General features: G+C 65.0%; 10 protein-coding genes. 4 read left to right on the forward strand and 6 right to left on the reverse strand.

The genetic code is table 11. The annotated features are described in order from the left end of the window. Positions 1 to 261 (reverse strand): pyridoxamine 5'-phosphate oxidase family protein (locus Q1N79_RS26380; protein WP_300613564.1); only part of this gene is annotated, 261 nt, incomplete at its 3' end. 545 nt (positions 262 to 806) lie between these two features. Here Q1N79_RS26380 and Q1N79_RS26385 point away from each other — a divergent pair. Continuing rightward, a complete protein-coding gene (locus Q1N79_RS26385; protein ID WP_300613566.1) occupies positions 807 to 1,292 on the forward strand; it encodes a DUF4262 domain-containing protein in 486 nt (161 codons plus the stop codon). A gap of 9 nt (positions 1,293 to 1,301) precedes the next feature. Here the strand turns inward: Q1N79_RS26385 and Q1N79_RS26390 are convergent, their stop codons facing one another. Together Q1N79_RS26390 and Q1N79_RS26395 are read right to left on the reverse strand one after the other, a co-directional pair. Beyond that, positions 1,302 to 2,519 (reverse strand): hypothetical protein, encoded by a 1,218-nt coding sequence (locus Q1N79_RS26390; RefSeq protein WP_300613568.1) that lies wholly within the window; start codon positions 2,517 to 2,519, stop codon positions 1,302 to 1,304. 325 nt (positions 2,520 to 2,844) lie between these two features. Beyond that, positions 2,845 to 3,402, reverse strand: a complete 558-nt coding sequence (locus Q1N79_RS26395) for a DUF6328 family protein (RefSeq protein ID WP_300613570.1) — start codon at positions 3,400 to 3,402, stop codon at positions 2,845 to 2,847. Positions 3,403 to 3,612: 210 nt separating this feature from the next. On the opposite strand from Q1N79_RS26395, the gene Q1N79_RS26400 reads away from it, so the two are divergent. Next, a complete protein-coding gene (locus Q1N79_RS26400; RefSeq protein ID WP_300613573.1) occupies positions 3,613 to 4,059 on the forward strand; it encodes a nucleotidyltransferase domain-containing protein in 447 nt (148 codons plus the stop codon). 226 nt (positions 4,060 to 4,285) lie between these two features. Here Q1N79_RS26400 and Q1N79_RS26405 read toward each other — a convergent pair whose 3' ends face one another. Further along, a complete protein-coding gene (locus Q1N79_RS26405) occupies positions 4,286 to 4,825 on the reverse strand; it encodes a DUF2510 domain-containing protein (protein WP_300613575.1) in 540 nt (179 codons plus the stop codon). A 759-nt stretch (positions 4,826 to 5,584) separates the two neighbouring features. Beyond that, on the reverse strand, positions 5,585 to 6,814 hold the full coding sequence (locus Q1N79_RS26410) for a hypothetical protein (protein WP_300613577.1): 1,230 nt from the start codon (positions 6,812 to 6,814) through the stop codon (positions 5,585 to 5,587). A 415-nt stretch (positions 6,815 to 7,229) separates the two neighbouring features. On the opposite strand from Q1N79_RS26410, the gene Q1N79_RS26415 reads away from it, so the two are divergent. Continuing rightward, entirely contained in the window at positions 7,230 to 7,964 is a 735-nt protein-coding gene (locus Q1N79_RS26415) for an MBL fold metallo-hydrolase (RefSeq protein WP_300613579.1), read from the forward strand. Positions 7,965 to 8,406: 442 nt separating this feature from the next. Here the strand turns inward: Q1N79_RS26415 and Q1N79_RS26420 are convergent, their stop codons facing one another. Continuing rightward, positions 8,407 to 9,639 (reverse strand): hypothetical protein, encoded by a 1,233-nt coding sequence (locus tag Q1N79_RS26420; RefSeq protein ID WP_300613581.1) that lies wholly within the window; start codon positions 9,637 to 9,639, stop codon positions 8,407 to 8,409. Between the two features lie 61 nt (positions 9,640 to 9,700). On the opposite strand from Q1N79_RS26420, the gene Q1N79_RS26425 reads away from it, so the two are divergent. Next, positions 9,701 to 11,239 (forward strand): amylo-alpha-1,6-glucosidase, encoded by a 1,539-nt coding sequence (locus Q1N79_RS26425; protein ID WP_300613583.1) that lies wholly within the window; start codon positions 9,701 to 9,703, stop codon positions 11,237 to 11,239. The last annotated feature ends 125 nt before the right edge of the window (positions 11,240 to 11,364 follow it).

The following is an 11,364-nucleotide window of genomic DNA, read 5'->3' on the forward strand; positions in this document are numbered from 1 at the left end:
GCCGGTCACTGCGCTGTGCAGCACATACCGCGGGTCCCGCTGCAGGTCGCCCGCCTTCGCCGACCAGGCCATGGCACCGATGAGCAGCTGGCCCCCGGCGATGTAGGGCTCGACCGGGCTGATGCGCGGGGATCCGTCGCGGCGCAGCGTGCCCAGCAGTGCCACGCGCGCCGAGGCCAGCCGGGCTGCGCCGAGCCGCGCGATCTCAGGCGCGGCCCGTTCGACATCCCGCCAGCTCGGTACCGCAGGATCACCCGTCACGTGGGCGACGCTACCGCCCGCTGCCCCGGTCCCGGGATCAACTTCACAGATGAGCAATCAGTGCGAGCAATACGAGCAGCAGGGCTAGCACAATCGTCACTGTGACGGCCGGAAGTATCACGAAAACCGCGTACAGGAATATGACCGGTCCAAAGTACTGGTCGTGGTTTGGGGCCATGCGCATGGCAGCCGCGGCTACGGGGTTACCTCAGGCCTGAGGCCGGTACAGGCGCGATAGACTGCGGGTCCGCAATCGCCGCGAAGGTCGCCCCGTTGTCAGCGATAAAGCGATTGACCATCCCGGCGGACGAAAGAAAAGGCTAACCACGTCGCCGGGTGGAATGGCGGGCGGGAGAGGCGGCACGGTTCGTTCGGGATCATTTGAATGGAAAGCGGGCGGTGCGGTGGCTTGCGCGGGCCGGGTGCGGGGGGCGGCGTGTGCCGTCGCTGTGAGCGTCAGCCGCGCCTGCGCCCGCTATCGAACGTAATGTCGGTGGCCGCCGCTAGATTGGCAGCATGGATCGCTCATATGGAGGAGGACGATCATGTGCTGGGAATGCGACCACCCGGGAAGCAGTCACCAGGACTACCTGGATCACATGCAGGGCCTGATCGACCGCTTTGGCTGGGCCGTGACGGGCGTGGAGGGTGACCGGATCCACCCGCCCTGGGCGTACACGCTCGGGCTGACCCCGCGTGGCAGGCCCGAGCTGGTAGTGACCGGGCTGCCGCTGCCGCGCGCCACCTGGCTGCTGAACGCGGTGGCCGGCTACGTGCTGGACACCACGGTCCCGCGGCCGGGAGAGGAGGTACTCGTGGAAGACGGTCCCCTGCTGGAGGTCGTCAGGGTCGCCGAGCCTGCGGCGCACCTGGCGGTCGCCGTCGATTTCTACGGGCCGGTGATCGAGGCACTGCAACTGGTGTACGCCGACGACCGCGGCCGCTGGCCGTGGGACGCCAGGGTCCGCGGGCCCCGGGGCGGGCAGCCGGTGCTCGGCCCGCGCGCCGCCGTCCCGGCCGGGCTGGCGTGAGCTTGGCGGTTACGTGACAGGGTTCTGCGTGGCGGACAGGTGCCACGTGCCGCTGGCGTACACCTCGGCGTAGCTGAACCCGTTGCCGCTACTGGTCCCGACCGCCACGCAGCGTGCCGCGCTGGCGCAGGCGACGGAGCTGAGCGGGGCGGAGACGGTGTCCCCTGGTGGCTCGGGCAGCAGCGTGACCCGCCAGTCAGCTCCGTTCCAGGTCTCCGCGACCGGCTGCAGCTGGTAGCTGCCCGTCGCGGCGCAGAACCGGGCCGTCGGGCAGGAGATGCTGGTCAGGAACTCGTCCCCGGTCTTGTGCACGATCGGCGCGGGTTCGACCCGCCACGCCGATCCGTTCCAGTGCTCGGCGAGCGGGAACTGCTGCCGGCTGTTCCCGATCGCGGTGCAGTCCGAGGCCGAGACGCAGGACACCGCGGTGAACTGGTTGAAGTGGGCGACGTTCACCGCGGGAAGCAGCTGCCAGGTGCGGCCGTTCCACCGCTCGGCGAGCACCTGGTCCCTGGCCTTCGGGTTGGGCTTGCCCGTCAGGCCGTAGGTGTAGTCGCCGACCGCGACGCAGTCCTCAGGCGACACGCACGAGATCCCCGAGATCTCCACCGACTGGAAGGAGTGCGGCGGCGCGTGCATCACCCCGACGCGGAACGCCTTGCCGTTCCAGGTCGCGTAGACCGGCACCGGCGTTTTCGCCGTCCAGCCGACGAGGACGCATGAACCGGACACCGGGCAGGAGAGCGCGACCAGAACGGGCCCGCCCGGGCCGGTGACCGCGTGCCAGCTGCTGCCGCTTCCGGCGAGGACCGCCGGGACACCGAGGGCCAGGCACCTGGCGGCCGAGGTGGCCCCGGCGGCGGCGGCCCGGGTGGCCCAGGCGGCGGCCGGCGCGAAGGCACAGGAGATCGCCGACAGGACGCCCGCCGGAGACGGTTCCTGCCTCCAGGAACCGCCACTCCACGCCTCGATGAGGGTGTGCGTGGCCGACCCGAGGACCGTGTACCCGACCGCGTAACAGGTACCGCCCGTGCAGGACACCCCGTTAAGGGTGTTCCCGTGCTTGGCCGGGGGCACGCTCGCCGTGAGCGCCGGAGTGCCTGTCTGCGACGTACCGGCCACCGCCGCGCCGGACGCCGACGTGGCCGCCGTCGTGCCGCATGCGGCAGTCGCGCCGGCGAGCGCCAGCACCGCGGCCACCCGCGCGCCGCCTCCAAGGAGCCTCATGATCGCCTCTCAGTGAAGAAAGCAAGCGAACTGCTGCCCTCGTAGACGCCCAGACGGACCTCCCGGTTGGGTGTGCGCCGGCCGAAAAGCCGGCGCCCTGCTCTGCGGCGCGGGCCGCGTTAAGGGCGTATGTTGAGCCCGTCCCCATCGGATTCACAACCCGCTTCCGCGGAAACGCGAGTGTTGCCGGATCGCGGCTGAGCACCTGTTGCAGCTGGCAAGATGCTGGGCAGGCGCCACGGTTCGTTCTGGATGACGGGGATGAGGACCACCTACGGCGGGTCAGCGATTTGGGCCGGGGCACTGAACGGTTGCCGTGTGCAGGTCATGTGCGGGGATTCGGCCCCGCGTCCCCGGTGTGGCTGCGGCCGTCGCCGGGGAATGCGGGGGGCGGTGCCGGCGGCCCGGAATCCGTCGGCGAGCCCCGTCGGCGCGTCATGGGGTACACAAACCAAAGGCCACCGAACAGGCCTACGGTGAAGACGGTCACCAGGATCACTGTCAGCTCGTTCTCGACACAGCTGACCACCAGCAGCACCGCCACGGCGACGGTCAGGGCCACGGCGGCAAGGCCCCCGATGGCCATCACGTTCGCTGCCCGTACCAGATGCTCCTTCATATGGTGGCGGAAGACCAGCCGGTGGAAGGCGACCGGCCCGAGCAATAGGGCGGTAGACACCACGGCGAGCAGCACGGCCGTCACATACAGCGCCCGCTGTGCATGCCCGAGCGCGGTAAACCGTGCATAGAAGGGCAGCGAGAGCAGGAAACCGAAGATCACCTGAACGCCGATCGCGGCGACCCGAAGCTCCTGCAGCAACTCGACAAGATTGCGGTCGTCGCGCTGCGCTTCCGTCTCCCCCGGACGATCGGCGGTGATCACGAGGCGAACTCACCCGCCGCAGCAATGCCTGTCATGATCGCGGCTCACCTGCCCCGGAACTAGCAGGCTGGCAGCCTGCCATGGAGGCCCATGGTACTTCAGCGGCAGGCGCGGCGTTGGCCTCGAGGCGGCGGGCGCGCCCGTGCTGGGCGGGCCGGCGGTTGGAGGGAACAGCGTATCCATATCCGGACGGGCGCTCCGCATCCATCGGTGCACCGGGAGATCCAGCGCGCTGAAGAGGCAGGCCTGCTGACAACGCGGAAGGCCGGAAACACTCGACTGGTCCGTGCCAACACCGCCAGTCCCTACTACGCGGGACTGGCCGAGGTGCTCGCCCGTGCCTTCGGGGTTCCTGCCGTACTCGCTGCCGCCCTGACCGACATCGAAGGGACCGCGGCGGCGTACATCTACGGCTCGCGGGCCGTCGGACGTGAAGGGCAGGCTGGTCCGCGGCCCGTGGGTGACATCGACGTGCTCGTTCTCGGCGACCCGGACCGAGATCAGCTTTATGAAGCGCTCAGCACCGCAGAAAAGCGGCTGGGCAGATCCGGCGAGGCGACAATCCGCGCTCCCGGCTGGCTGGAGGCAGGATCCGGCGCTTTCCACGACACCGTAACCAGCCGGCCATTGCTCAGGATTGATCTTCTGCCCCGCTGATGAACCGGCCCGATGGAGAGGTACCCGGCAACGCCAGCGCTCCCGATAGCGCTGCATCCGCCTGCCGATTGCCCACGATGCATCCGCGTGTTGACGGCCATCGAAATCTCCCCGCTGGCGGCCATGGGGGCAACGGCAGTGTCCTCTGCACGTTGGGTACAGGGCCATGACAGATATCCGCCTGATACTGGACGTTCTCCGGTGCGAACTGGCGGTCGCCTGGCGTCTAAATTCCCGTCGGAGCAGGACGCAGCGGCGCCAAGCCTTCGATGCCGTCTGGTGAACGACATCTGCTTGTCCAGTCTGTGCCGTCCCAGTAGCGATCTGCCTTCCCCCAAAGAGGATCGGTATACCAGCCGGGCTGCTCAAGCGCGTCCGGCTCAGGAACCATCGTCATTTCCTGCTGGGCGATGCCCAGGCGCAGCAGTGCAACCGCAGCCCATGCGATGGAGGCCAGAGCCATCGCGTCATTCAGGCGGCACTTTCGGTCCTGGTTGACGTCCTCCATGTTCATCTTCGAATAACGCTCGTAGTCGAAGAGCTGTACTTGGAATGCCGCGAACATCAATGCCGCGCTTTTGCGCTGCTCGGCAGTCAATCGCGGTACCCACTCCGGCGCAACGGAGATCACTTCTTCGGCAGCGCCAGGGGCGGAGATGTGCCCGACGCCCATAGCGGTTTCCACGACCGGATAGAAGGGAACGACCCGGCTACTGGGATCGACCGTGCGGATGTACATGTCAGTAAAGGCGCCGCGCAGGGCCACCCATCTGAGCAGTGATCTCTCTCTGCGGAACAAGGGGGCTATCATGGCGACTAGGCCTTCCATGCCAAGACCCTTGCCGATCGGAACTCCAGCCGAAGCCTCAGAGGCAAGGGGATCTCCAGCAAGCAATCTCGCGCATTCGATAAAAAGACGGTTGCGGCGGGGTAGCGAACCTGGCACCTCCGGCTCGTTTTGTGGATGGCCACTGACGGTGAGTCGAGGTGGGTGCCTCTGCCCACCACTCGATTTCGAAAACAAAGGCATGTGTTCCCCTTGCGATTCAAGCTTGCGCCATAACTATCTAAGTTAAAGCGCCACATTCAGTTGACCCGAGAAAGTTGACTAAATATGGCGGATGTTCATCTTCAGTTTGTGATCGCCGCGATTCGTACTCCATCCACCTACGCAGCTGGACACTTCCCGAGCTGACAATTCTTATGACGTGCATGCGGATGATATCGAGTACCTGCACATTGTTACGGATCAGTAACGATACACAATGGCGTACAGATGACAGCGCGGCTCTTTAGGACGCCGACGCGGCCCGCGCGGATACCCCCGCTCCAGCGATCACCAGGGCCTAACCGGGGCCTAACCACTCATTCGGCGTTCGAATGCTCACTCGGCCGTCTCGCTGTGTGCAACTCGGAGGGCCGACTTCGAAGTGGGCCGCAGCATCGTGATCTTCTGCGTGCTGGTCGCCGTGATCGGTGAGCAGTTCGATCATGCCCGAGGCTGACCGCTGACTGTGAGGTCGCGCTAGAACCCGTACTTGTCTATGACCGTTCTGGCCCGCGGGTGCCCGGCGCGTTCGGCTTGTTCCAGCCAACGGCGGGCCTCGGATCGGTGGCCGAGCTGCCCGTTGATTATGCCTGCAAGGAACATGGCGTTGGCCTCGCCCGTCTCAGCCGCCCGTTCTTCCAGAGACAGCGCTCTTTGCATGACTGTCCGGTCATTGGGGTTGGCCTGGAAGAGGAGCTGCCCGTAACGCATCTGGCAGAACGGATGTTCCAGCTCGGCCCCTTGCCGTGACCAGTGCATCTCCGCCTGTTTGTCGTCCGCGTCGGCGGCCATCTGGGTCATGGCGGCGCACCCGCCGCCGTCGCCGAGTTCGGCTGCCCGCTGATACCACTGCCGTGCCCCAGGCAGGTCGACGGCCTGGAGCGCCGCGACGCCGAGGTTGTACGCGGACTTCGCGTGACCGCTCTTTGCCCCGGTTTCCCACCAGAAGATGCCCGCGGACGTGCGGCCCAGCTCGAAGTTGAGGCAGCCGGCGTCGTACATTGCATCGACCAGGCCGAGCTGGGCGGCCTCTTCGTAATGGTAGAGCGCGGCCGCTACGTCGCCCCTTTCCTGCGCGGCGAAGGCTTTGCGATACGCCTGGCTGGCCGCGTCTCCTGCATCAGCCTCACCGAAGATGTTCTCTACTCGTGTGGCGAGGGCCACCGGGTCGTCAAGATAGTCGGCCCGCGCTTGAGTCCCTGGAGCAGCCATGGGCGCCGGGATGTCGATGGGATTCTTGGCGAAGAACCCTTTGAGATCGCCTTGCCGCCTTTTTTCTGCTGCGATTGCCCTGGTCAGCAGCATGTAGTTGCCGCCCTGGAAGAACGGTCTCTCCATGGCGCCGTTTCCGCCCATCGCGGCCGGTTGCCATCCGTGTTTCTTCATGACGGTCATGGCGAGCCGGATTTGCCGGCTGGCTTGGTCGGTCAGAGTCCAACCGTCCGGCGGCGCGGTTATCGAGGCGAATAGAACGCTGTGGACCGTTTCCGGAAGATCGGAACCCGCCAGGATGCCCTGTCCGTAAAGCTCATGCTGCAGCGCCTGACACATCAGAGCCCCTGCCTGCATCATGGACCGGTAGTCATCGTTCGCTTCGTACACGCGCTGTCCCGCCCGCCATGCGGCCAGGTCATTGTCTGCGTCCAGTTCGCCGACGGGCCATTCGCCGCGGATCGAGTCGACCTGGGACCAATCGGTTTCCTCCATGAATCCATCCTCCTTCGAACAGCGTTGCTCGCAAACGGCTCAGATCTCATCGGCGTAGCCGCGAGCCCCGCGCCTTTCGCCCCACCTTGGTAGTACGCAGCTCTGCGGCGTCCGGATGACTATGCGCGTGCGGCCAACGCGCTCACTGGTGCGCTATGAGGTCGTCTGCGGGCGGACAGCCCCACGTTCCGAACTGGGTCATCTGCCTTAGCGCTCCGGAGGCTTGGTGGTCAAGAGAGCCTATTCGGCGCTCGGCGGCGCTCTGCTTCGTGGAGCTCGCTTACGATGCGTGATCAGTGCTGATCGAGGCTGAGCGCACGGTCCTGCCCGATTGAGGCCGTGTCGCCGGACGCGCCTATCGCTGATCGTGGAGGGCAGCTGTACTGCCTGGCGCCGGGTGGGTGAGGATGCCGTCATGAGGGTTCGGTTCGCTGGCAGCGGTGACGCGTTCGGTAGCGGCGGGCGGTGGCAGACGTGCATCCACCTGTCCGGCCCCGGACAGGTTCTGCTGGTCGATTGCGGGGCTACCAGCATGGTGGCGCTCAAGGCCCAGGGGCTTGACCCGAATGCGGTCGGCGCGGTGGCGGTGACCCACCTGCATGGGGATCATTTCGGCGGGCTGCCCTTCCTGATCCTCGACGGCCAGTTCTCCGGCAGGTCCGCGCCGCTGCTGGTGGCCGGACCGCCGGGCACCCGGGCGCGGCTGGCCGAGGCGATGGAGGCGCTGTTCCCTGGCTCCAGCCAGGCGCAGCGGCGGTTCCCGGTGCAGGTCACCGAACTGGGCACCGACGGGCAGCCATCCGCCCTGGGCGCGGCGACGGTACGCGGATGGCAGGTCGAGCACCCCTGCGGCGCGCCGCCGCTCGCACTGCGGGTGGACCTGGGCGGCGTGAGCATCGCCTATTCCGGGGACACGCAGTGGACCGCGGCGCTGACCCAGGCAGCGGACGGGGCGGACCTGTTCGCCGTGGAGGCCTACACCTTCGACCGGCCCGTCCGCTACCACCTGGACTACCAGACGCTGCGCGCCCATCTCGGCCAGATCCGCGCCCGGCGGATCGTGCTCACGCACATGTCCGCCGCCATGCTTGCCCGGCTCGCCGACGCCGACGTGCCCGCCGCCTACGACGGGATGACCCTGGACCTGTAACCCGGCCAGCACCCGCGGACCCCCGGCGGGCCAGTCCCGCAAGGTAAAGGCATGCCGGCCCGGGGTGAGGCGAACCGGCATGCTTCCCACTCACGCAGGGCCTACCGCGGACCCGGGGATGAGCAAACGCGGCGCACCACTGGGCCCACGGCGTTGATCACGCTACGCGTCGGTCCTGGTCTTTCGCCGTGCGCGGGATGCGCCGATCTGCACAGCCGCGCGAGTTACGGCTGTCATCAGATGAGGCGCGCAGATCGGGACGATCTGGCGTCGTGGGGGACTGCCAGTCGATGCGGCCGCGAGGCACACTCATGCCGATGAGCGAGCATATCGATGCGGCGATGAGCGACCGCTGGGTACCTTGGGGCGAAGTGGTCTCATTGTGGTCCCGATAATCTTGCTCGAATGTCTTTGTGATGATTGGATTACCGACTCCCTTGTGTCAGTGGAATCTCTGAGCTACCCATACGATAAAGGCGAGAATGAAGTATCCACTGATGGCCTGCAGTACCTGAAGTGCGCTTGCCCATTCGGTAACTACGCGTGCGCTGGAAGTGGAGAGTGAAACGACATTGGCCAAGCTCATTATAAGTGCCTGAGGAAAGCTGGCGCGCTGTGGCCCGAGGGTTCCGGCCCGCGCTGCGCCGGTTGACCAGTACAGCAGTGGCAATATTGCTGCATTTACGATGAGCACGGTGAGTAGAGTTCGCCACACACTACTTCCCGACAGGCTCGTCCAGTGGTATAGATTCCTGAATAGCAGAACCATCCAGCGATGACGGAGCTTTAGAATCCTGAGCTGGGTTTGCATCCTTTCCCGGTAGAGTTGGGCACCGTGGTGTCGGTCTCCGGCAACAACGAGCAGCTGCTGGAGTTGGTTCAGTTCTCTTGCCCACTCATCCAGCGCGTCAGCCTGGGCGGTAGGGGCTTTAACGCTTTGGAGATAGTTCTCCCAGGCGTAGCGGTGCCATCCAAGGTCTGTCCGGCTATCCGTCTGGACGTCATCCTGAACTGTCACTTCGTTTTCCGTTGATGTCTTGGGCTTAGGGTCTCCCCATTCGATGCTGGTAGAGTTCCAGGGCACGCTTGCCACGAAGGTCATCGGCACCCATTCCCCTGCGTGCAGCGTGCTGGTTGCCCCGTGTAGGAATGACCGTGCTGCCTCCCGGTAGCGGTCTTGCAGGGGGCAATGTTCGTCTGCGAAGCTTAGCCCAGCCAGTCGCCACAGCCGCGCGGCGTGAGTCAGCCTTCCGCTTGCCTCTGCCTCTTCGGCTCCCCACTGGTAGGCCCACGCGCGCTGTAGCCGGCGAAGCCCGATCTCCTCTTCTCCTTTAACCAGATGGACAAGTTCGCTAGATGGACTCATCCATTCCGTATAGGAGATAATGTGGAAGATCCCAAGCTGGCCGGGCTCTAGGTGGCGCGAACGGAAGGACTCCATCCGGTCCGGGAATTCCCATCCAGTCGACTTAGCGAGCTCGTAGGCCAAACGTTCCCATAGACCGCTCTGCTGGCGCCAGTTCTGCGCACGTTCCTTGCACGAAGCTGCCCGCATCAGGTTCGAGAAGCGATTGGCTCCAGATTGTTCCAGCCACGCCGCCCGGAAATACAGATGCGCCGCCTCATCGAATTCAAAGATCTTCTCATGTCGGCGCGCTCTTTGCTCGAGCGTCAAGACGCGCATCCCGGGCCACCCACGATGCATCAACTACCCCCTTGCCGCCGGGAATAACTTAGTGAAGACCCATTACCGAGCCAACCACTCATCGAATGCTATCCTGATTGACGACATCAAGGAGGAGAACACTACGTCCACTGGCCGGATTGACCTGCTGCCGGGCGAGGAGGTCGTCTCGATCCGGCGAGTTGACGCGGAAAGACGCCCTCACCGCCCCGACGCGGCACGGGCCTTGGCCGCGCTTGCCCGTGTGGATGCCCCTAGCCAGGTTGGTCTGCAAGGCCCACTCTTGGCGGCGATCGCAGAACCAGGTGCGCAGGATCCAGCCCTCCACAACTTCGAAGCGGTATTCGGGCGCGACTCGTTGATCTCGGCCATGTCTGTCGTCTCCGGCTTCCCCAGACTGCTGTTCGAGACAGTACGATATCTCGCCACCTACCAGGGGCAGCAGTTCGATGAGTCGAAGGCCGAGGAGCCCGGTAAGATCCCACACGAGATCCGTTCCCCTGATGACCCAGTGGCGAAGCAACTCACCACCGAGCATGGCTGGGGATGGCCCTATTTTGGATCGATCGACGCCACTCCGCTCTTCCTCCTAGCCTGCGCCCGATGCGTGACGGTGAATACGACGTATCTTGACACAGCGCTCAAGTGCCAAGACGGTTCTGTGACGCCGCTCCGGCAGTCGGTCCGCAAGGCTGCAGAATGGCTCGCGGGGAAACTGGAGACATCAAATGCGGGATTTCTGGAATCATCAGTTCAGGCACATGGGGGTCTAACGAACCAGACCTGGAAAGACTCATGGGACGCCTTTTCCTCCGCCGACGGGCAGATCATCACGCCGCCGATCGCGGCGGTGGAAGTCCAGGCCCTGGCATTTGATGCGGCCCGGGCAGCGGCCCGGCTGCTCCGCGACGAGACAGCGGAACTAGCGACACGGCTGGAAGCCGCGGCCACGCGCCTTCGAAACGCAGTGCTCGAGACCTTGTGGCTCAACGACGGCGGATTCTTCGCCCTGGGCGCGCATCCAACCCCAAGCGGAGCATACAAACCTCTTTGGGTGGCAGCCTCCAACATGGGTCATCTCCTCGACAGCAACCTGCTCGGCGGAAACGACTACGGCGAAATCAGGCGACGGATAATCGAGAAGCTATTCACCCCTGAACTGCTATGCCCCGGCGGAATCCGGACGCTCGGAACCAACGAAGCCCGCTACCGCCCAGGCAGCTACCACAACGGAAGCTGCTGGCCGTGGGATACCGCAAAGATTGCACGAGGCCTACGCCGGTTCGGCTATACCAGCCTCGCTGACATCCTCACTCGGCGAGTGCTCGACGTGTGCGTTGAATTCGGGGGATTCCCCGAGTTCTGCCGCGGCGACGCAGACGCTATACGGTTCAATGACCGCATTGTGGATGTGCGCGATCAGAGTGGGCGATCAAACCGTATCGAACAGCCACCCCAGCAAGTGCAAGCCTGGACGGTAGCCGCCGTCATAGAATTCGAGTCTGTCGCCAACCCGCAGCCATCATCTAGCAAGTCTGTTATTGATCAGAAACTCGAAACCCAGATCGTGGACCGGATAGTTGATCAGTAACGCCGTCCAGCGCCCACGTCCTCTCCAACACTCGCCAAAGTACCAGCACTTGTCCGGCGACCAGCCCTAGCCACCACCAGTGAATGACTTTAATGATGGATCAGGCACAGAACCAGCGTAATCAC

This window comes from Trebonia sp., assembly GCF_030042015.1.
In the GTDB taxonomy this organism is placed as follows: domain Bacteria; phylum Actinomycetota; class Actinomycetes; order Streptosporangiales; family Streptosporangiaceae; genus Trebonia.

Coding starts and splice junctions, on each gene's coding strand:
- Q1N79_RS26415 (WP_300613579.1), top strand. CDS start 7,230: ATGAGGGTTCGGTTCGCTGGCAGCGGTGACGCGTTCGGTAGCGGCGGG.
- Q1N79_RS26385 (WP_300613566.1), top strand. CDS start 807: ATGTGCTGGGAATGCGACCACCCGGGAAGCAGTCACCAGGACTACCTG.
- Q1N79_RS26410 (WP_300613577.1), bottom strand. CDS start 6,814: ATGGAGGAAACCGATTGGTCCCAGGTCGACTCGATCCGCGGCGAATGG.
- Q1N79_RS26390 (WP_300613568.1), bottom strand. CDS start 2,519: ATGAGGCTCCTTGGAGGCGGCGCGCGGGTGGCCGCGGTGCTGGCGCTC.